This is a genomic window from Cytobacillus sp. OWB-43 (genome assembly GCF_034651445.1).
In the GTDB taxonomy this organism is placed as follows: domain Bacteria; phylum Bacillota; class Bacilli; order Bacillales; family Cytobacillaceae; genus Cytobacillus; species Cytobacillus kochii.
This window is the reverse complement of sequence record NZ_JAYEFF010000007.1, coordinates 21,544-43,991: the sequence shown is the minus strand read 5'-3', so window position 1 is coordinate 43,991 and position 22,448 is coordinate 21,544. Positions and strand designations below refer to the sequence as shown.

At 36.5% G+C, this 22,448-nt stretch carries 20 protein-coding genes; 19 read left to right on the top strand and 1 reads right to left on the bottom strand.

Going from position 1 to position 22,448, the window contains the following annotated elements:
• Genes U9M49_RS19330 through U9M49_RS19260 form a run of 15 tightly spaced genes read left to right on the top strand, consistent with a single transcriptional unit; the run spans position 1 to position 15,193 of the window.
• Complete coding sequence (locus U9M49_RS19330; RefSeq protein WP_095372101.1) at positions 1-909, top strand: glycosyltransferase family A protein; 909 nt, start codon at positions 1-3, stop codon at positions 907-909.
• A gap of 2 nt (positions 910-911) precedes the next feature.
• Positions 912-1,982, top strand: a complete 1,071-nt coding sequence (locus tag U9M49_RS19325) for an EpsG family protein (RefSeq protein WP_095372102.1) — start codon at positions 912-914, stop codon at positions 1,980-1,982.
• 21 nt (positions 1,983-2,003) lie between these two features.
• Entirely contained in the window at positions 2,004-3,062 is a 1,059-nt protein-coding gene (gene galE / locus U9M49_RS19320) for a UDP-glucose 4-epimerase GalE (protein WP_322910403.1), read from the top strand.
• Positions 3,063-3,097: 35 nt separating this feature from the next.
• Entirely contained in the window at positions 3,098-3,700 is a 603-nt protein-coding gene (locus tag U9M49_RS19315; RefSeq protein WP_322910402.1) for a sugar transferase, read from the top strand.
• 5 nt (positions 3,701-3,705) lie between these two features.
• Positions 3,706-4,353, top strand: a complete 648-nt coding sequence (locus U9M49_RS19310) for an acetyltransferase (RefSeq protein ID WP_322910401.1) — start codon at positions 3,706-3,708, stop codon at positions 4,351-4,353.
• Positions 4,340-5,521: a DegT/DnrJ/EryC1/StrS family aminotransferase gene (locus U9M49_RS19305; protein ID WP_322910400.1), complete on the top strand. Its 1,182-nt coding sequence runs from the start codon at positions 4,340-4,342 to the stop codon at positions 5,519-5,521. The genes U9M49_RS19310 and U9M49_RS19305 overlap by 14 nt, the downstream gene beginning before the upstream one ends.
• 10 nt (positions 5,522-5,531) lie before the next feature.
• Positions 5,532-5,846 carry a helix-turn-helix domain-containing protein gene (locus U9M49_RS19300; protein WP_095372106.1) on the top strand — a complete coding sequence of 105 codons (315 nt, stop codon included), beginning with the start codon at positions 5,532-5,534 and terminating at the stop codon, positions 5,844-5,846.
• Between the two features lie 35 nt (positions 5,847-5,881).
• Positions 5,882-6,619, top strand: coding sequence for a glycosyltransferase family 32 protein (locus tag U9M49_RS19295; protein WP_095373617.1), 738 nt, complete (start codon positions 5,882-5,884; stop codon positions 6,617-6,619).
• Positions 6,616-7,809: a glycosyltransferase gene (locus U9M49_RS19290; protein WP_095372107.1), complete on the top strand. Its 1,194-nt coding sequence runs from the start codon at positions 6,616-6,618 to the stop codon at positions 7,807-7,809. The genes U9M49_RS19295 and U9M49_RS19290 overlap by 4 nt, the downstream gene beginning before the upstream one ends.
• Positions 7,810-7,827: 18 nt before the next feature.
• Complete coding sequence (locus U9M49_RS19285) at positions 7,828-8,856, top strand: glycosyltransferase family 2 protein (protein WP_322910399.1); 1,029 nt, start codon at positions 7,828-7,830, stop codon at positions 8,854-8,856.
• A 17-nt stretch (positions 8,857-8,873) separates the two neighbouring features.
• The gene (locus tag U9M49_RS19280) at positions 8,874-10,034 is read left to right on the top strand and encodes a polysaccharide pyruvyl transferase family protein (RefSeq protein WP_322910398.1); all 1,161 of its coding nucleotides are present in this window, start codon (positions 8,874-8,876) and stop codon (positions 10,032-10,034) included.
• Positions 10,034-11,212: a glycosyltransferase gene (locus U9M49_RS19275; protein WP_322910397.1), complete on the top strand. Its 1,179-nt coding sequence runs from the start codon at positions 10,034-10,036 to the stop codon at positions 11,210-11,212. Before U9M49_RS19280 ends, U9M49_RS19275 begins: the two co-directional genes overlap by 1 nt.
• Positions 11,213-11,224: 12 nt before the next feature.
• A complete protein-coding gene (locus U9M49_RS19270; RefSeq protein ID WP_307318098.1) occupies positions 11,225-12,412 on the top strand; it encodes a glycosyltransferase in 1,188 nt (395 codons plus the stop codon).
• An 11-nt stretch (positions 12,413-12,423) separates the two neighbouring features.
• Positions 12,424-13,611, top strand: coding sequence for a glycoside hydrolase family 88 protein (locus tag U9M49_RS19265; protein WP_322910396.1), 1,188 nt, complete (start codon positions 12,424-12,426; stop codon positions 13,609-13,611).
• A 34-nt stretch (positions 13,612-13,645) separates the two neighbouring features.
• A complete protein-coding gene (locus tag U9M49_RS19260; RefSeq protein ID WP_095372113.1) occupies positions 13,646-15,193 on the top strand; it encodes a lipopolysaccharide biosynthesis protein in 1,548 nt (515 codons plus the stop codon).
• A 52-nt stretch (positions 15,194-15,245) separates the two neighbouring features.
• Here the strand turns inward: U9M49_RS19260 and U9M49_RS19255 are convergent, their stop codons facing one another.
• On the bottom strand, positions 15,246-18,638 hold the full coding sequence (locus tag U9M49_RS19255) for a chitobiase/beta-hexosaminidase C-terminal domain-containing protein (protein ID WP_095372114.1): 3,393 nt from the start codon (positions 18,636-18,638) through the stop codon (positions 15,246-15,248).
• Positions 18,639-18,878: 240 nt separating this feature from the next.
• Here U9M49_RS19255 and U9M49_RS19250 point away from each other — a divergent pair, with 240 nt between their 5' ends.
• From U9M49_RS19250 to U9M49_RS19235, 4 genes are all read left to right on the top strand, one after another.
• Positions 18,879-20,654: an ABC transporter ATP-binding protein gene (locus U9M49_RS19250; RefSeq protein ID WP_322910395.1), complete on the top strand. Its 1,776-nt coding sequence runs from the start codon at positions 18,879-18,881 to the stop codon at positions 20,652-20,654.
• A 45-nt stretch (positions 20,655-20,699) separates the two neighbouring features.
• Positions 20,700-20,834 (top strand): paeninodin family lasso peptide, encoded by a 135-nt coding sequence (locus U9M49_RS19245; protein WP_157733909.1) that lies wholly within the window; start codon positions 20,700-20,702, stop codon positions 20,832-20,834.
• Positions 20,835-20,938: 104 nt separating this feature from the next.
• On the top strand, positions 20,939-21,559 hold the full coding sequence (locus U9M49_RS19240) for a hypothetical protein (RefSeq protein WP_095372116.1): 621 nt from the start codon (positions 20,939-20,941) through the stop codon (positions 21,557-21,559).
• Positions 21,560-21,563: 4 nt separating this feature from the next.
• A complete protein-coding gene (locus tag U9M49_RS19235) occupies positions 21,564-21,977 on the top strand; it encodes a VanZ family protein (RefSeq protein ID WP_095372117.1) in 414 nt (137 codons plus the stop codon).
• Positions 21,978-22,448: the final 471 nt, after the last annotated feature.

Sequence of the window (22,448 nt, the reverse complement as noted above, 5' to 3'; positions counted from 1 at the left end):
ATGAAACCAATATTAACAATCTTTACCCCTACCTATAACCGTGCTTACACCCTACATTTAGGCTATGAAAGTTTAAAGAAACAAACATGTCAATCCTTTGTGTGGTTAATCATTGATGATGGTTCGAATGATGGAACAAGGTCATTGGTTCAAGGGTGGATAGAAGAGGGAATCATTTCTATTCGCTACCATTACCAGGAAAATTCAGGTATGCATGGGGCACATAATACAGCCTATGAGTTAATCGAAACAGAATTGAATGTGTGCATTGATTCTGACGATTATATGCCAGTGGATGCGGTACAGAAAATCATTACTTATTGGAACCAATTTGGGAGTGAGGAGGTAGCTGGAATTGTCGGGCTTGATGCCTATCAAAATGGGGATATCATAGGGACCGAATTACCCGCTGATTTGTCTACTTGTACTCTAGGGGAATTGTATGGTGTTCATAAAGTGAAGGGTGATAAGAAGCTTGTCTATCGAACAGCATTGACAAAAACGACCCCTGCTTATCCGATTTTCTCAGGAGAAAAGTATTACCCATTAAGCTATAAGTATATTTTTATTGATCAGTTAAAACCGTTATTACTTCTCAATGAAGTATTATGCCATGTCGAATATTTACCAGACGGATCGAGTTTAAATATGCTTAATCAATATTATAAAAACCCGAAAGGTTTTGCATTCTTTCGTCAAACAGCAATGATCCATGCTCCATCATTGAAAGAAAAATTAAGAGAATGTATACATTATGTTTCTAGTTGTTTATTAAGTCGAAAGAAACACTTCATTCAAGCGTCACCTTTAAAAGGAATGACATTTGTTGCGCTACCATTTGGATATCTACTTTCATTTTATGTACGCTATGAGCAACGAAAGAGGAATGCCATGGGAAGTGACCAGTAATCATGACTGTTTTTTGGATGTGTTTATTCGCAAGTTTTAGTGTTGCTTTAATAGCTAGATACTTTTCTAGACCTGTACTTGTAGGGGATTCAGTTCAGACTGTTTATCCTAATAAACTGATGATTACTTGTGTTGCTTTCATTCTTATTGCTGTTTCAGGGGCAAGAACCAATATTGGCGATACTTTTTTTTATATGCATGCATATGAAGTCAATGATTTTAGCTGGGCAACAATAGTAGAGGGAAAGGATATTGGCTTCGGATTATTACAAATGGTTCTGAAGTTTTATACTGATGACCCGCAAGTGTTAATTTTCGTTGTCTCGTTATTGACGAACAGTTTAATAGTATTTGTTCTCGCACACTATGCAAGATTATTTGAGTTGAGTATTTATATTTATATAACTGGTGGTTTATTTTTAGTTACGATGAATGGTATTCGCCAATGCTTAGCAGCGGCGATAGTATTTGCGGCAACAAAGTTCCTTATAAATGGGAATTGGCCTGTGTACTTTTTATTTGTTATCCTTGCTTCTTCAATTCATCAAAGTGCGCTCATTTTATTACCTATTTACTTTTTTGTACGTTATAAGGCTTGGTCGAAAGCGACGTTGATATTACTTCTGATAGCCGTTCTTATTGTTGTCGGCTTTAATGAGTTTTCGACACTCCTTTTTTCAGCGATAGAAGATACACAATATGGGCAATATGCAGAATTCCAAGAAGGAGGAGCAAATATTTTACGCGTGGCTGTGGAAGCAACCCCTTTATTCATCGCTTATCTTGGGCGAGAGAAGTTAAGGACTATCTTTCCTAAAAGTGATTTTATTGTGAATATGGCACTAGTTGGTTTAGTATTTATGATTATTTCTACACAAAACTGGATTTTTGCGCGATTTTCTATCTATTTTAGTCTTTATCAATTGATTCTTGTTGCTTGGATAGTCAAATTATTTCAACCAAAGGATCAACGCTTTATTTATTATTGTATCCTTGTGCTATATTTTTTCTATTATTTTTATGAAACAGTCATTAGTTTAAATATTCAGTACCAAAGTGATTGGTTAGGATAACGAGAGAAAGAGGGGAAAAAAATGAGTGTTCTCGTCACCGGTGGAGCAGGGTATATTGGCAGTCACACATGTGTCTCTTTATTAAACCGTGGTATGGATGTCATTATTCTTGATGACTTTTCCAACAGTAATCAAAAAGTGGTGCAGCGGATTGAGCATATGACGAAGAAAGAGGTAAAGTACTATTCGATTGATTTAAAGGATAAAGACGCAGTTCATTCTGTCTTTGCTGATAATGAAATCGAGGCAGTGATTCATTTTGCAGGGTATAAAGCAGTTGGAGAATCAGTTGTTAATCCACTTTCCTATTATGATAATAATCTCATTTCCACGATTTACTTATTGCAAGTAATGAAACAGTTTAACGTAAAAAAACTGGTGTTTAGCTCTTCAGCGACTGTTTATGGTAGACCAAAGCAGGTACCGATTGCGGAGAATGCTCATCTATCGGCAACTAATCCATATGGCAGAACAAAACTAATAATCGAAGATATGTTGAGAGATATTTATGCATCCGATAATGATTGGGCGATTACATGCTTACGTTATTTTAATCCAATCGGTGCCCATCCAAGTGGAAATTTAGGCGAAGATCCACGAGGTATCCCTAATAACCTCATGCCTTATATTACCCAAGTAGCTATTGGTAAACGACCGGTATTACAAATATTCGGCGATGGCTTTTCTACTAAAGATGGTACAGGAGTAAGAGATTATATCCATGTAATGGATTTAGCTGAGGGACATATCTGTGCACTAGAACAATTAAAAAAGGTAACCGGTTTTAATTTTTATAATTTAGGTACAGGGAAAGGCTATAGTGTTTTAGAAATTGTCCAAACTTTTGAGAGAGTAAATCATGTGAATATACCGTATATCATTACGGATGCCCGTATGGGTGATATCCCTATTAGTTATGCTGATCCAACAGCTGCTGCGACGGGGTTAGGTTGGAAGGCTCAAAGAGGATTAGAGGAAATGTGTATAGACGCCTGGCGTTGGCAGAAAAATAACCCCACTGGATATAGTGATAAGAAAAATCCGCACTTAATGCAAAGTGGGGCTTTTTCTTTTTCTTAATAAGATGTCGGAACCCGTATAAGAAGAGGAAGGAAATGAAAAGATTATTTGATTTTATTAGCGCATGTTTACTGCTTCTTTTATTTGCACCTGTAATGGCAATTATATCTACCGTTTTGCTTATCAACGGATCGTCCATTTTTTTCAGACAAGAAAGACCTGGACTTAATGGATCATCCTTTCGCTTATATAAATTTTGTACAATGACTGATGAAACAAATGAGCAAGGTCATCTGTTACCAGATGAGAAAAGATTGACCAAAATCGGTAATAAGTTAAGAAAATATAGTTTGGATGAATTACCACAACTGCTTAATGTCTTAAAAGGTGAAATGAGTTTGGTTGGACCTCGTCCGTTACTAATAGATTATTTACCATTATATTCACCAGAACAAGCAAGAAGACATTGTGTCAAACCTGGAATCACAGGCTGGGCACAAGTAAATGGCCGCAATGCGATTAGTTGGGAAGAAAAATTAAAAATGGATGTATGGTATGTCGATCATCAACATTTTTTACTAGACTTAAAAATTCTTTTTCTTACGATTAGTAAGGTCATCCGTTCAGAAGGAATTAATCAGCCAGGTGCTGCCACAACTGAAGTGTTTAAGGGAAGCCAAATAAAAATGAAAGAGTGACATAAATGGATATTGCATTAATTGGTTATGGCGGGCATAGCAAAGTAATCTTTGACATTATTACAATGCAAAAAAATAAAGTGGTTGGTATTTTTGATGATAAGCATCGCTCATTAAAAATGAAAGGGAATGCGTTTTTAGCACCGATTGATTATGTGCATGATGTCCTAAAAATCAACCCTAATATGCGGTTTGTTATCTCTATAGGCAATAATAAAATCCGCAAGCAAATGTTCGAAAGGCTAGCTTTACCAATAGAATACTACACCACTTGTATCCATCCTTCTGCTTGTATTAGTCCGAGCGCAATAATTGGTAAAGGAACCGTCATCATGCCGCAGACGGTTATTAATGCGGATGCGGTGATTGGTCATCATACAATCATTAATACAGGAGCAGTGATTGAACATGATAATGAAATTGGTGATTATGTGCACATCTCCCCGCGTTCAACTTTAACTGGATCAGTAAAAGTTGAAGAGGGGGTGCATCTCGGTTCTGCTTCTGTTGTCATTCCACAAGTAACATTAGGAAAATGGTCTGTCATAGGGGCAGGTTCGACAGTGATTCATTCAATACCAGAGCGAGTAATGGCAGTGGGATTACCCGCACAAGCAAAGAAAATATTGAAATGGAGTGATGACATTGACTGAGCGTATTTATTTATCGCCTCCCCATTTGACTGGTGAAGAAATTCATTATGTACAATCCGCATTTACGGATAATTGGGTGGCACCTGTCGGTCCTCATATCGATTTGTTCGAACAAGAAATGTCAACACTTGTGAATGTCCAATCTTGCTTAGCGGTGAACTCGGGTACTGCTGCCATTCACCTCTCATTATTAGCACTTGGTATTAGCTCTCTAGACACCGTTTTTTGTTCTACATTTACATTTGTAGCTACGGCTAATCCTATTCTTTATATTGGGGCAAAACCGGTATTCATTGATTCAGAACCCGAAACTTGGAATATGTCTCCTGATGCGTTAGAAAGAGCTCTAAAGGAAGCGAGTGCAAATGGAAATTTACCAAAAGCGGTAATTGTCGTTCATTTATATGGGCAACCTGCCAAAATGGATGAATTGCTAATGATTTGTCAACGTTATGGTGTGCCTTTAATTGAAGATGCTGCTGAATCTCTCGGTTCTACATACAAGGAGAAGCCAACCGGCACAATCGGCAGTTATGGTATTTACTCATTTAATGGTAATAAAATCATTACTACTTCTGGAGGGGGGATGCTCGTTTCCAATCATAAAGAAGGTGTGGAGTATGCTTCGTTTTTAGCCACACAGGCAAAAGATATAGCACTACATTACCAGCATAGCCAAATCGGGTTTAATTATCGTATGAGTAATATCGCTGCCGGTATTGGTAGAGCCCAATTGACCTATCTGGAAAAGAGAATAAATGCACGTCGGAAAATTTTTCAGCGTTATGAAGAAGGGCTTCAAGGATTGGAAGGCATTTCATTTTTACCTGAGCTTCCGGGAACCTATTCCAATAGATGGCTAACTACTATATTGATTGATAGTGAGACAATTGGTGTAACTGTCGAGGAGCTAATTTTCGCTCTTAGGAATGAGAATATAGAGGCTCGTCCAGTATGGAAACCATTACATCTACAACCGTTATTTCAAGGTTATAGTTTTTATCCACATGATGTCGAGCACGAATCTATCTCTGAAATGATATTCGAAAAAGGAATTTGTTTACCTTCAGGATCTGATTTGACAATTGAGCAACAAAACAGAGTGATACATTGTATTCAAACAACCATTACCTCAAATCTTCATCTGCATCCATATTTATTAGGATAGGTGGCAGAGAATGATTGGAAAGAATATTGCAAAACTACGTAAACAAAAAGGATTAACATTAACAGAACTAGCCGAACGAGCGGGCGTAGCGAAGTCATATCTTAGTAATATTGAAAGGGAGGTCCATCAAAATCCTTCTATTCAAGTCATTGAAAAAATTATTTTCGTACTCGGTGTTGAAATAGAAGAAGTCATCAGAGGCGTTTATATCACGGAGCAAAATAGACAATGGCAAATACTTATTAAGGAAATGCGAGAGTTAGGTATTGAAAAAGATCAGATGGAGACAGTTAAACAAAGAATTTATGAAGTAAAGAATAAATAACTCAGTTTTAAGAAAAGGAAGAGAGCGCTGGAATGATGGAGAAGATACCAAGAATTATTCATTATTGTTGGTTTGGTGGCGGGGAAAAGCCAGAGTTAATGAAACAGTGTATAAGGTCCTGGGAAGAACATCTCCCTCATTATGAGCTAAAGCAATGGGATGAAAGCAATGTAGATGTAACATGCAATGCTTATGTACACGAAGCGTATCAAGCGAAAAAGTATGCTTTTGTGAGTGATTATTTTAGAATGTATGCTTTGTATACAGAAGGTGGGGTTTATCTTGATACAGATGTCGAGGTTTATCAATCTTTTGATCGTTTCCTTCATTATCCATCCTTTTGGGGATTTGAAGAAGGCAATTATATTGCAACAAGCACGATTGGTGCCAGTAAGGGGCATCCGCTTATCCAGTATTTTTTAGAATCCTATCAATCTAATCATTTTATCAATGATGACGGGACTTTTAACGAATGGACAAATGTTGCCGCCATAACAGAAGAAATGAAGAAAAAAGGTGTTATATGTAACGGACAAAAGCAAGTGATAGAAGATTTGGGAGTAATATTCGAGCAAGCTATTTTCTCCCCATATGATTATATTAATTGTCGCGACCTGCAATCAGATGAAACAGTAACGAAGCATCATTTTTATCAGAGTTGGTTGCCTCCTCATGTGTTAGTTAAACGAATCGTGAAAAGGAATATAGTCAAATTGATTGGCGGAGAAAAATTAGCTAATTTACGTAAGAAGTTTTCGGGAGTGAGGTCATGAGCCGAATATTCATTGCTACATATGATATGGAGATTGGCGGGGTAGAAAGAAGTTTATTACAATTATTGAAACAACTTAACTACGAAAAGTATGAGGTGGATCTATTATTATATCGTCATCAAGGCGATTTTTTTCATTTGCTTCCTAAACAAGTGCATTTGTTGCAAGAGTTTTCAAGTATGGCTACTTTTCGTCAGTCCATTATTGAAACAATCCAAAAGAAACATATGCTATTGGCTTCTGTAAGACTACTAGCCAAATGGCAAACACAATGGAAAAGCCTGCACGCACGTGATGAAGAGTGGGGTTACTATCAGATGCAGCAAATCGGTAAATATTCATCACCCTTCCTTCCTACAATGGATAAAACTTACGATGTGGCTATTAGTTATTTATGGCCCCACCATTTTGTAGCCTATAAAGTAAAGGCTAAAAAGAAGATTGCTTGGATTCATACTGACTTTTCCTCTCTTCATATTGATACGAATGAAGATGAAAAAGTTTGGAGGTTATTTGATCATATTATCGCAGTTTCTGATGCTTGTAGAGAAGCATTTCTTACCGTTTATCCACAGTTAGCCGATAAGGTGATGGTGATGGAAAATCTGATATCGCCGACATTTATACAAGAATTGTCTGAGGAAATAGTCGAAAATCCTATTCTCTTAGATCATCGTTTTACTATTGTTACAGTTGCTAGACTCTCAAAAGCAAAAGGAATAGATATTGCCATACAGGCGATGAAAATAGTTAAAGAAAAAGGTTATCACAACATTGTTTGGTATGTGATTGGTTTTGGTGGAGATGAAAAAGAACTGACACAACTCATTCAAGCTTGTAATTTAGAAAGTCAGTTTATATTACTTGGTAAAAAGGTCAACCCTTATCCATTTATGAAGGCATGTGACCTCTATGTTCAACCCTCTCGTTATGAAGGGAAAGCCGTTACAGTAAGTGAAGCGCAAATACTAGCAAAGCCAGTACTACTTATGAATTATCCTACAGCAAAAAGCCAAATTCGTGTTGGAGTGGATGGTTATATCGCTGGCAACAATCCAGAGGAATTAGCTTCAAGCATTATTCAGCTATATGAACATCCGGAGGAAAGGGAGAGGTTGAGCAAGAATTGTCAACGAACGAACTTTAGTAATGAAGCCGAGCTCGAAAAATTACATGCTATTTGTGAATAAAAAAGGGGGATAGGGCCATTGGAACAACCTAAAGTAAGTGTCGTCATCCCCGTTTATAACGCAGCCGATTATTTGGAAGAATGTATTCAATCCTTACTTACGCAAAGTTTACAACAATGTGAATTTATCTTCGTCAATGACGGGTCTAGTGACCACAGTCAACAACTCATTGAAGCTTATCAAGAAAAAGATCATCGCATTAAACTTTTGAATCAAGAAAACCACGGGGTCAGCTATGCGAGGAATAAGGGGGTTGAAATAGCTAAAGGTGAATACATCGGATTTATAGATGCTGATGATACAATAACAGAAAATACTTATCAGCACGTATATCAGCTTGCTAATCAATTCGATAGTGAGGTCGTTATTTTTCACTTAGTTGAAGAGGTCAATGGCATTCAAAGAGTGATTAGCTATCCCTTTCCAATGCGGGTAAAATTACATAAAAAGGACATTCATGAGTTTATCATTCCACATATGTTACAAAAAGAAGATTTTAATAGTGTGTGTAACAAGTTATATAGAAGAGAAACATTGAATAAGCTTCGACTGCAATTTCCGATAAACGAGGTACTTGGGGAAGATGGACAATTTAATTGGTCCTTTTTTTTATGTGCGAATTCAGCGATTTATAGCGATTTTCCTGGTTATTATTATCGTGAAGTAGCAGGCAGTGCGACAAGAAATCTCCAAGAAAAAGATTACTTTTCTCATGCGTTACGCTCTTATCAGCGTAGTATACCAGATCGGATTGAAATGAGTAGCCCTCAAATCAAGACACTAAAGGCTATGAAGCTGCTTCATCAAGTGTTAGCTTATATTCACATCTATATTTTACCTACAAATGAATTAAGTAAAAAAGAAAGAAGGCAATATGTACAAACAATGATTCATCATCCAGTTGTTCAAGAAGCTTTACGACTCTACCCGTTAGAAAAGGTAAGAATGCTCGGCAGATATGACCGCTTCTTAATGAAGTGTATAAAGCATCAATCGCTTCTTGGTTTATATAGTGCAACTGCATATAGTAGGTGGCGAAATAGATAAAAAGGGGAGGTTCATTCATGAAAATATTGATGTTTGCCCATGGAGGAAGTGAGAATCGCGGTTGTGAGGCGATTGTACGATCAACGTCAACTATGCTCAAAGAAAAAGTGGAAGATGTGGCTGTTTTTCTTTCCTCTTATCAACCTGAAACAGATCAACATATACAACAGCTAGATGGAATCTTTGATGGTTCAGAAACAATCATAAGAAAATATTCAACAGATTGGTGGAAGGCTGCGATTCGGAATAAACTCTTTCAAGACGAAACATACGCCTTGCAAAAAGCGCAACAAAAAACGATTAATCAAATTGATGTGGCTGACATTTGTCTTTCAATTGGCGGAGATAATTACTGTTATGGTGAACAGCCCGGTTGGTATGAAGTTGATAAAATGGTCAAAAAGAAAGGGAAAAAATTAGTATTATGGGGGTGTTCGATCGGAGAGGAAGATATGTCGGCAAGAAAGCTAGCAGATCTCAAAACATTTGATTTAATTTTGGCTCGAGAGACATATACGTACCAAATGTTAAAAAAGAGAGGCATTCATCATGTGACACTTTGTGGTGATCCTGCATTTACACTAGAGAAAGAAGAAGTAGACCTGCCCTTTGGTTGGAAAGATGGGGATACGATTGGCTTAAATATCAGTCCACTTTTAGTTAGTAAGAATCAAGGTAGTAAACAAGCTGTCTCTCATTTAATTGAATATATTTTAGAAAATACCGAATCTGTCATCGCGCTCACACCACATGTCATGCAAAAGGGGAATAATGATTATGATTTATTACAAGAATACTATCAAAAATATAAAAGTTCACGAAGAGTCATATTGCTACCAGCGGATTTAAACGCATTACAGTATAAAGGGTATATTGCAAAAATGCGTTTTTTCATTGGCGCAAGAACACATGCAACCATTGCGGCCTATTCCAGTTTTGTCCCGACCCTCGTTTTAGGCTATAGTGTGAAGTCAAGAGGTATCGCCTATGACTTATTCAATAGTGAAAGATTTGTAGTTTCGATTGAGGAAGTGTCAAATAGTAATAAACTGATTCAATATTTTGGTGAAATGGTAGAACAAGAAGCCCAGATTAAAGAGCAATTGCTAAAAGTCATCCCCATTATACAAAACCGTTCGTATGAAGCCGTGCATTCTTTAAAGGAATTGCTAGGATAATGAAAAGACAACTATTATTTATTATCCCTAGTTTAGCAGCAGGTGGAGGAGAAAAAAGCTTGATCAATCTTCTATCACAAATCGATTATGACCAGTATGAGGTGGATGTTTTTCTTTTTGCCAAAAAAGGTGTATTTCTATCGTTTCTACCTCCTCAAGTGTCTGTGCTAAATCACTCCGTAGATTTTGAACATTTCTCTTTACCAGTCCATTCAGCTATATGGGCTCTAGCCAAGAGACGCAGATGGAAGCTCGTGTATAACCGTCTATTATACTTTTTAGCTAATAGAAGAATAGGAAATACAGCTCAAAAAGAACAGTATGCCTGGAAATATTTAAAACAAGCATGTCCACAACTAGTCAAAACGTACGATACAGCGATCGGATTTTTAGAGAAATCTTCAACCTATTTTTGTGTGGAGAAAGTAAATGCGAAACAGAAAATTGGGTGGGTACATATTGATTACAATGAAATGGGTATGGATGCAACATACGATCATACTTATTTTAAAGAAATGTCCACTATTGTCACAGTCTCTCATGAATGTGCACGCGTGTTTATCGAACAGTTTCCTTCATTGAAATATAAAGTAAAGGTGATTCATAACATTGTGTCACCAACAATCATTTACGAAATGTCACGTCAGTCCATACCGTTACAAAAGCAAATGTTTACGTTACTAACCATTGGCCGTTTGCATCCGCAAAAAGGTCTAGATATGGCAATTGAGGCTTGTAGCCGTTTAGTACGAAAAGGAATGAAACTGAAATGGTACATTATTGGCGAGGGGCAAGAAAGAACCAAATTGGAAAGATTGATTAGAATTCATCAACTAGAGGAACACTTCATTTTGCTTGGACAACAAGCGAACCCCTATCCTTGGCTCGATGTAGCTGATATTTATGTACAGCCATCAAGGTTTGAAGGTAAGGCAATTGCTATAGACGAGGCAAAAATACTGCACAAACCGATTGTCGTAACAAACTATACGACAGCAAAAGATCAAATTATAGATAGAGTAACGGGACTCATCGTAGATTTAAACGTGGATGGGATCGAAAAGGGAATTAGCTTATTAATGAAAGATGATGCTTTAAGAGAACAGTTAACAGTCAATTTAAGCGGGCACTCTTATGGAACAGAATCTGAAATAGACAAGTTTTATCAAATCGTATAGAGGGGTATAAGCATGAAAACAAAACTACTCTTTGTGATGAATAACCTCCAATGTGGCGGTGCAGAAAAGGCACTTATCTCATTATTACATGCCATTGACTATAAAAGATATGAGGTGGACTTGCTGTTATTTAAAAAGGAAGGTGTATTTTTGAATATCGTGCCAAATGAAGTAACCATTTTAAATGAACAAGAGGAATTTCGTTACTTTGATGGCAGAGTCATCGATAATGTGTTAAAAGCTATTTCATCTCGAAGGTTTGATCTCGCCATTTCTCGTATAAGGGCAGCCCGTATTTTTAGAACGGAAAATAATGGAGCTGTTTGTGAACAAAAAGTGTGGAAATATATATCCCCATGCTTATCTAGTGTAAAAAAAGAATATGATGTTGCCATAGGATTCTTAGAAAAGAATCCTATTTATTTTTGTCTAGAAAAAGTAAAAGCAAAGAGGAAAATAGGGTTTATCCATAATGATTATAAACAAATGGGCATGGATAAAACGTTGGACTCTCCATACTTTCAGCAGTTGGACGGTATTATGACAGTGTCAGATTCCTGTGCCGAAGTATTACGTCAACAATTTCCAGAATATCAACAGAAAATAAAAGTCATACAAAATATCTTATCTAAATCGACTATTCAAACGTTGTCTATGAATGAGATGCCTTTACCATTTCCAGGATTGAAGCTTTTATCTATTGGACGATTACATCGACAAAAAGGTTTTGACTTAGCTTTAGAGACAGCTGCGTTACTGAAGAAAAAAGGTGTACCATTTAAATGGCTCATCTTAGGAGAAGGTAGCGAAAGGGAGAATTTAATCCAGTTATCTACAAAGTATCAATTAGAAGAAGAAGTGAAATTTATCGGAATAAAGGAGAATCCTTATCCATATATTCGCTGGGCAGATATATATATTCAGCCTTCGCGCTTTGAAGGAAAGTCAGTTGCTGTTGAGGAAGCCAAAATATTGTACAAGCCAGTGATTGTCACAAACTATAGCACAGCAGGCGATCAAATTAATCATGGACAGACGGGGCTAATCGCAAATATGACAGCAGAATCACTTGCAGAAACGATTGTACAATTATTTGCAGATGAATCTTTACAGCATCAGTTAATGGAGGGACTAGGGAAAGAGAAACTTGGAACAGAAGACGAAATCAAGCGTTTTTACCAATATATAAAAGTAGGGTAGGCGAATCTTTAATGATTATATGGCCGTTAGCCTTTTTCATACTGATTTTGGTTGGAGCAATCGGTTTGGATTTATTTCTTATATTTAAAACTTGGTTTTCACGGATTCATTTTGGCAAATATGAAAATGAACGCGATTGGGAGAAACCTATCATCACTACAGTCGCTCGTTGGTTAAAGCGAACACCGAAAGTACCTTTAACCGACCAAAGGCGTTGGGTGGCTTTAGATATCATCAAAGGACAATATACAAGAGGCGAGATCCAATATTGGCAAGAGGCAGCTTTGTTAATGGCATTACCATCACCCCAGTTTATTTCAGAAGTCGATCGTTTTATCAATAAGAAAATCACTCCCTCTGGTGAATGGAAAACATGTCCACAACAGATAGATGGTGCAATCTTAGCTTATGCAATCCTTAAAAATAATCGGTTAAATGGTGAGTGTTATCAGCAAGCAATGGATGAAATGTGGCAAGTGATTCAAGCACATATTGGGAAGGATGGAACCGTCATGTATAGAAAGTCAATGGTAGACTATCGGTACGTCGATACGATTGGTTTTATTTGCCCTTTTCTGATTACTTACGGTGTGAAAAATAATAAGCCGGAATGCATTGACCTTGCGATTCATCAAATAGAATCCTTTTTTACTTATGGGATGAGTAGTCAGATGGCAGTACCCGCTCATGCTTATCATATAAAATCAAAGGTGGGGACTGGACTATATGGATGGGGACGAGGAATGGCATGGTTAGCGCTAGGCGTGATTGATTCGTGGAAGGAGTTACCGAATCATCATCATTATAAACATGAATTAGAGTTAAGGATAACACAATTGGCAAAAGTCATTTTGAGTCTACAGCAAGACTCTGGTTCCTGGAGTTGGTTAATGACTAGAAAAGAAGCGAGAGCGGACTCTTCGACAACGGCGACATTAGGATATTTCTTAGCTCATGCTGCTTATATCGAGGAGATTGCGGATCAGTGTTGCCAAGGTAGAGATAAAGCTATTCATTATTTGATGAAGGTAACGAGAAGGACGGGAGCGATTGACTTCTCACAAGGAGACACAAAGGATATTGGCGTTTATTCCCAATTGTTTGATATCCTTCCGTTTACGCAAGGGATGTCGCTAAGGTTATTGGCAGAGAAAAGAAGATATCAGGAGACAAAGAAAGATAGACAAGCTGTGAGCTAATGGGTGTGAACAAAGAAAGTGAGAAGGGGACAAAATGAGATCACGCTACTCTCTAATTAATATAACAGCAGGTTTAACCAATCAGTTGATTATTACCATGTTAAGCTTCTTATCAAGAACAATTTTTATCCAAACATTAGGTGTAGAATATTTAGGGATTAATGGTTTGTTTACGAATCTTTTAGCGATGCTTACGCTCGCTGAAGCAGGACTAGGTGCTAGCATTATGTACAGTTTATATAAGCCTGTTGCGGACAATGATTATATGAAGATCCGCATTCTTATGAAATTTTATCGTCAAGCGTATATGGTTATTGCAGCAATTGTCTTCGTACTCGGTTTATTGCTTTTTCCGTTCCTTGATTTTTTTGTAAAAGGGGCGAATATTGAGGATGTAGAACTCATTTACTTTATCTTTTTGCTTAATACAGTTGCTCCCTATTTTTACATTCATAAAAATTCATTTCTGAATGTCGCACAGCGTGGTTATATTGTTACAGCTGTTTACACAGTTTCATCGATAGTAACGGCCGTAATGAAAATAGCTATTTTATCTTATACTCAAAATTATTTACTTTATTTAATAATTGATAGTGTTATTACAATTGCCAATTCCATTATCCTTGCTGTGATGGTCAATCGAATGTACCCATATTTGCGCGAGAAGGTGGAGGGTAAATTAGATGAAATAACAAAGGGACAAATCACTACCAACGTGAAGGCGATTGTTATTCAAAACATAGGGAATTATTTATTATTCGGGACAGAGCATCTTCTGATTGCATCCTTTGTTAGCTTAGTGGCTGTTGGAATTTATTCGAATTATAAAATGGTCATTGATATTGCTCGTACGTTTATTAACCAGGTATTTAGTAATGTGTATCATAGTGTTGGCAATCTCGTGGCTAATGAATCGATGGTGAAGATCATAGCGATTTATAAATGTTATCGTTTAGTAAATTTTTGGCTGTATTCTTCGTTAACCATTGTATTGGCATTTACATTAGAGCCGTTTATAAGAATCTGGTTAGGAAGCGACTTCTTGTTTTATCAAGAAGCGTTACTCGTCATTCTGTTATTGACGTTCTATGAACGTGGCATGCGAAATTCTATATCAGCAATAAAAACAACAGCGGGTTTATTTCGAGAAGATCAATATGCACCGCTATTACAAGCAGGAATCAGCTTAATATTTGCACTTGTCCTTGTACAATTTCTAGGGATTACTGGCATATTTTTAGGGCATTTCCTTAGTGCTCTTTTCGTTCCTTTTTGGTTTACCCCCTATGTGGTCTATAAAAAATTGTTTAAGCTACCAGTAAGACAATATTTTACTTCTTATTTGTCTCTTATGTTGATAGGATTGGTAGCTTATTTATTAACGAAAATCATTCTTATGCAGTTTTCTCCTGTCAGTTTTTCTACTTTTCTTATTTACTTATTTGTAAGTTTAGTGCTGCCTAATTTATTATATATAATCGTATTTTACCGAACGGACGAATTCCAATATATTTTAAAAATGGTTTTGACTATACTAAGACGCTTGCAAGCGAAGAGAAGAGATAGAATGCTCTCTTCTTAGCAGCAATATTTTAGGTGATTCTTGTCTAGTCCTAGACGTGATATTGGCTTTTTTAAATAGTAGTATTCTGGTAAGTGTGAACTTGATAGGATCCATTCTCATGTTCTTTACCAGTGGTAAAACCGGCACCATCGGTAAATATATTTCTGGCGAGAATGGATTCTGCCTGCGTACTAAAGTCATTGGTGATTGCGCCTTTACCCATAAAAATATTATTATAAATTCTAAAGTTTTGTGTTCTTCCCCATGCCTTCATTGTTGACATAGTAAATTCGTTTTCATAAATAGCTAAACTGCTACCAGCACTTAAGATAATACCTAGAGGCGAAGTAAAACGGTTATACCTAACAACATCCAACGCCATTGCATCCCAGCCATCTTCCCAATCAATGTCACAGCCTGGTGTTCGTCCTTTATTATTAACAAATGTATTTCCTTCAATTAACCATTCTTGACCACCACACATCGCAAGTCCTGTGCTGGTGTTTTCTTCAAAATGACAGTTTTTAATTTTACATTGTCTTGGCATGCCAATGGTACGAAGGAAAGCGACTGCGCCGTTAAAGTCGGTATCGCCATCTGCAGGGGGGGCTTCTTGATAAATGACAATTTTGACCCATTTTGCCGCTTGTGGCTTATCATAATTGTAAAATTGTAGATTATAAGTTTGGGAAGAAATGAATAGGTGATTTTCATCGTAAAAGTATATAGAATACAGTCTGGATCGTAAATAACGGAACCCTTGATAACCTTGAGTGTAACCTAACAAATAATAACTACCCAGTCCTGAAATATTTAAATAGGTAGATGAGCGAAAACGATGATTGTTTATTTCTGCACGCGCATTCCCTTGATCATCTATATCTCCTGGTTCAAAATGTGACCAGCTAACAACCGTATCACTTTTCACTTCTCCGAGCTCACGGTTATGAATTGTTCCAGTGATGAAATTAAATCCTGGTGATTGATTAAACGTACATGACTCAAAGGAGACATTTTTACAATCATCAATGAGCACACTCAGGCAACCTTCAGTAGATTCTGCAACAGTTGTATCGTTTCTTTCGCCATAAATATGGGCGTTTAAGAGTTTTGTATTTTCAAGATTAGTAAAATAGAACATTCTGTACCCAGTTTTTGTCTTTTCACTTGCTTCAATTTGAATCTTACTATCACTGAAATCAATGATGATATTAGTCGGAGGAAACAATGTTCTAACAGTTGGATTAATTAAATAATGGCCGTAGGGGAAAATGACTTTTTTATATGGGCCTAGTAAGGCATCATCAAATGCTGCTTGAATCCCGTTAGTAGTTGCAAGAGCGTTTGTTTCATCCAAATGTATATCATATTGTTCTGCATTCACATACAAAATGTCGGCTTCCTCAATCGGTTGCTCCGCTCGTTCAGATACAGTCAAAGTAAAGCTTGCAGCAATTGTTTTACTACTATCATAAGCAGTAATAGTCGTTGTACCGCTCGTAAGTGCTTCAACCACTCCATATTGTACTGTGGCGATATGAATATTTTCACTTTCCCAGAAGACAATATTATCATTTAGCACATCAAAAGGTAATCCTTCTGATAATGCAGTCGCCATCAATACAGTCGCTTCACCAACAACCATCGTTTCCTTCTTCTTATTAATAACAATCTCGGTGATCGTCCGATTAGATGGGGGGAGAGAGGGAGATAATTGCACATCTATAGGAATAGTTGTCGTAAAGCTCTGTTCTTCGTAGGCAGCCATTACATTTACGGACGTCGTCCCTGCGGTTAATGCCTTTATACGGCCTCTGTTATCTACTTCTACTATTTGTTCATTATTACTTTGGAAATCAAGGGTGAGGTCTGAAGTGTATTGACTTGGAATGGCTTCAATAAATAACTTTTGGCTTTCACCAATGGCTAAAGAGATGGTTTGTGGTAACGCAGAAATGCCAATTAATTGTTCTGTTTGCTGATAATAGTCATAATTGTTTTTTACTTCCTCATCCGTTAATGCGCGATTATAAATTGCAAAAGCCACAATGATTTCAGGTGCTTGATTGTGTGCGACAAAGTCCTTTCTTAATTGAAGTGGTGATTGAATAAGCGCATTTACGGTACTAGCAAAATCATTAGGTACAGGTCTTGGACCATTATCATTGATTGCATCATTGATAAAGAGACTGGCTGTTTGATCGGTATTAAATCTGAGTGTAAAGAGATTAATCGCATGTGAATCAATAGGGTTTAGCCAATCTTGATAACTTTTCTTTTGTCCTTGTTCATCTTTAAACCAATATGAATTAATTGCTCTTGTGTTTTGCTGTCCTGTTGTAGTCAAATACGGAATAAATACATCTGAGCGTGCAGCTGTGAATTTCCCATCTACTGTTTTCCAGTGCGATCCATTTGTGTTGAAGCTGGCCATTTGGATAGTTAATCCATTTTCAAAAGTAATGAGTTGATTCAGTGGGGAGGCATTTGTCGGTATTTCTACATAATCCTCGCGATTGACTAATAAACCTTGATCTGTCACATAACCATCGCTCACTCCATCATGTGAAAGACCTATTAAGGAAGCAACGACCCCATGAATCGTATCACTAATAGAATTATTCGTTTCCCCTGAACGGTTGGTAAAGTCATAATGAAGAATAATACCCTCAGTTTGAATGCCAATTTTTTGATATAAGGCAGATTGTAGCGCACTCTTGTTTCCAGTATTATCTATTGCGTAAGCCTGTAAGGTTGTGGTTTCAGTAATTATAAATGGACCTGAATAAACCGGGCTTGTTGAAGTGGGTTCGTCTCCATTTAAAGTATAATAGATCGTCGCTGGTTCACTTGAAGTAATAGTAATTTCGTGTGATTGTGAAAAAAAGCCACTAGGTGTCACCGTTAAAGTAGGTGGTGTTTCGTCTAATTCTAAGGTAGTAACGGTAATGCTAACCCCTGTAGAGGTTTGACCAGCTTCATTTTTTGCTTGTACGGTAAAAGTATAAAAGGTGGATGGGGACAAGTTTGCTAAAGTGACAGAAGGATTGACGACATTCTCTCTAAATTGGTCATTTTGAGAAATGTCATAAGAGGTAATTCCATCATGATAAAGAGGTGGGTCCCATTGTAACGTAACGCTAGTAGCAGTTACTTGATGAATCATTAAGTTTTCTACATTTCTTGGAGGTGATTCAGGCTCAGGTTTGAGTTCGTCATTATTTAACCAAGAACTTACATAACATCTAAAAGGGACAGATGATTGCACAGAGAGCGTGTTAAACGGAGCAAAGTTTCCCTCGAATGTTTCATTTGCCCTAACGGTAATCGTGATGTTGTGAATGTTAAATGACAACGAAGTGGTTGGATGTAAATTTGTTATTTTTAAACGAATCATCGCGGTATCGTAATTCTTAATCGTTGGTGCATTATTCTCGAAATAATCTTTGATAATAAAAATCACTTTTTCTCGCCTCCTTTTCTAGATAGGTTATCTTATGCGCTTACTGTCGCTTTTTTACTATATATTTGTGTTTAATAGTACTTTAGATGAGGAAATCAGTGTAAACCATTATGAATGTAATTAAACATAGTTCGTTTAACCTAATTTTTATTGACGTCTAGTGGTGAATCATGGTAAATTGATAATGTTAGTTCGTTATATAGAATATAAATGTTCTTTTTAGGAACAAGGGGTGGTTACTTGAAGGATATTATCTATTTTTTAAAACAAGTTTACCAATACGCTGGTTGGAGACTATTCGCTAGCTTAATAGCAGTTACAATTGTCAGTCTTTTAGATGGATTAGCTATCCTTTTACTAATCCCATTGATTCATTTTACCGGTATGGTCGATTTCGGCTTAGAAAACTCCTTTTTATCCTCTTTTTCCTTATTCGAGTATGTACCATCTAGTGTAGTACTGCCGTTGATCTTACTGATTTTTGTTGTCATTGTAGCTGTTCATCATCTTATTGAAAAAGCTGTGATGATAAAGCATACGCGCATACAAATGGGTTTTTTGACACATTTACGGATGAGTATCTATCAGGACATATTGTTGAGTAATTGGTCTTTTTTCCTGAAAAAGAGCAGTTCCGATTTAATCCATACCGTGCTAACCGAGATTGCTAAAACAAGTGGTGGTACGAGGTCTATTTTACAATTATGTACGAATCTGATTTTCGCTTGCGTGCAAATTGGCATGGCGTTTATTCTGTCTCCATATATTACAAGCTTTGTTCTTTTGCTTGGCATGGTGGCCATTTATATGAACAGGAAATATTTGAAGCTGACACAAGCTTTTGGTAAACAAAATTATACGTTAGGAAAAAAATTCCTAGCCGGAATAACAGACCAATTAGGGGGAATCAAGGAAATTAAATCTAACCATTTAGAAGAAGTACAACTACGCTGGGCTGGTGAAATGACGGCTCAAATGCAAGAAGAGCAAGTGAATTATATGAATACGAGATTACGTTCACAGTTGAATTATAAAATTTCATTAGCTGTATTCATCGCGGTCTTTGTTTATCTATCTATTCAATTATTTCAAGCTCAATCAGCAACACTATTACTAATTGTTGTTATATTTTCTCGCCTTTGGCCGAGAGTTGCAGGTATTCAATCCTCTTTAGAACAAATAACAACAGCTATCCCATCTTTTAAAGCGGTAAAATTATTACAAAGTGAATGTAAACAAGCTCGCGAGGAACTTATTTCATCAGATGAAAAACTCAAATTAGAGAACAGTATTACTTATCAACAGGTGTCTTTTCGCTACGTTAAAGAGAAATATGCCTTAAAGGATATTAATGTAATAATCCCATCAAAAAAGATGACAGCAATTGTCGGCAAATCAGGTGCGGGTAAAAGTACATTCGTGGATTTACTGATGGGCTTAAATCAACCACAGGAAGGCGCATTGTATATTGATGGACAAAAGATTAGCAATCATTCGCTTGCCTTATTAAGGCAGAGCATTGGTTATGTCTCTCAAGAGCCTTTCTTATTTAACGGTACGATTAGAGAAAACTTGCTACTACTTCGCCCGAATGCGACAGATCAAGAACTATGGCAAGCCTTGTCCTTTGCTTCAGCAGCTGATTTTGTGAAAAAATTACCTGAATCTTTAGAAACTTACATTGGCGATCGAGGAATAAAGTTATCTGGTGGTGAGAAACAAAGGCTTGTTTTAGCAAGAGTTATTTTGAAAGATCCTTTAATTCTTATACTTGATGAAGCAACGAGTAGTTTAGATACCGAAAATGAAAAGAACATTCAAGAGAGTATTGAACAATTAAAAGGAAAAATGACAATCATAGTAATTGCTCATCGCCTCTCCACCATTAGAGATGCCGATCAAGTAATCGTGTTAGATGCAGGTAAAGTTGTTCAAGTCGGAGAATTTGTTCAATTATCTAAAGATAAGAACCAGTTATTTAGTCAACTGTTACAGAGGCAGGTGGAGGCAATGTAAATATTTCCTTTTCCTAAAGAAAAAATAGAAAGGATTCGTGATTTTATGAAAAAGCCGTGGGGAGAAGTAAAACTGGAAGTACTAGATGTAAAAATGACCATGAAAGGTGGAGGACATGGGGGAGGAAAGGATCCTAAGGATCCTGCTGATCCAGAGCCGGAAACAGATATCTACAGTTGAGGAAATGTCCTTATGTACTTTTGTACATAAGGATTTTTTACTAGAAAAGAGATTAACTTGTTTATTTCAGGGCGCTCTGCGTTTTTTATTTAGGTGGTGAGTATATGTTTAAAAAAGTAACTAGTCAGAAGGAACAAGAGGCTTTTGCTGCTACATGGGAATATTTTTGTGAGAGAAATGGTTGGCATAAAGACCCTTATGCACAAACAGGCGAGAGGTATCAACTATTGTTATCTAAAAGAGACCCGACCGTTATCGGTACGATTGAATTTATTCCTTATCATGAAGAAGTGGAAGTAGAAAGGTATTTTCGCTTTTCTAAAATCCCATCTATTTTTCAACAACAGGATCGGGTATGGGAGATAGATAAACTATGCTTACATAAAGATTATCATAGACAAGGGTATTTCTTTCATTTTTTTGAAATCATTTATGATCATGCCCTTCTTCATCAGCCGAAATATTATATAGCTATATTAGAGAAAAAGTTATATAGACTTTTAAAAATGTCTGTTGGTCGACGAATGATACGGGTCGATAAACAAACTGTCAGATCAGAAGCATCACTTATTCCAGTTGTAATACAGATAGAACAAATAATGAAGGATGATACAATCATACAATCACTTTTCTTGCGGAGAAATAAATTATTGTTGTGGAAATATTTCTTCAGAACAGGATTAAACCGATTGAAAAATAAAGCTGTGCGTATTCTTAGGGGGTAAATCATTGGTACTTTGGAGATACGGAAAACAGGTTAGTTGGATGCTCATGACGATTGGTTATATGGTTTTCATTTGGCTTCAATCTGAATATTTTAACCCCCAATTAATTGAAATATATGCTTATAGACTAGATTTTCCTATATTAGTAATTCTTGGCACTGTTTTTGAATTATTGCATCTTATCGAGTTTGGCATTTTATTTATTTTCCTTATCTGTACCTTTAAGGCCAATCCTAATGGAGAGTTTACAAAAAAGAAAATGATTGTTTGTTTCATTTTGTCTTTACTTTATAGTCTGATTGATGAAATTCATCAATTATATGTTCCTTATCGTTCTTTCTCTTTTGTTGATATTTTTAAGAACTTTATCGGTATTTTCATTGTTTATTATATTGTTAAGAAAAGGTATAAGTGGTGAATTGCAGTGTCCATTTCTTCTCTTCAATTAAAGCTTCTTTATTCCGTTTATTTTGTTACAAATGTCTATTTTACAGGCGAATACACAAACAGAATACTTTAATGGGAATAGCATATAGGTAATTGAATATGAAACGAATATAAAATAAATAGATAAAAAGTTTATTAAAATCTATAAGGGAGAGAGGAAATTTGAGATATGTGAGAATCATCGAGGAAATCAATCAATTGAGGCAATTGTTAAGTAATATGTATGACCAAGGCCTATTCGATGTTGAAGAGGTAGAAGAGAGGCTCACATATCTTTTTCAATTGCTGTTTCCGGATAGAATAGGTGAATTTTCACCGGAAATTCATGAGATTCCTGGTGAGTCTCTTAGACTCTTGGCTGAGATTTTACAAGATCCCATATTAGTTCCAATCTTGAGAGAAGTAAGTGAAGGAGCAGCTGGTGAAATAAATATCCCTCATG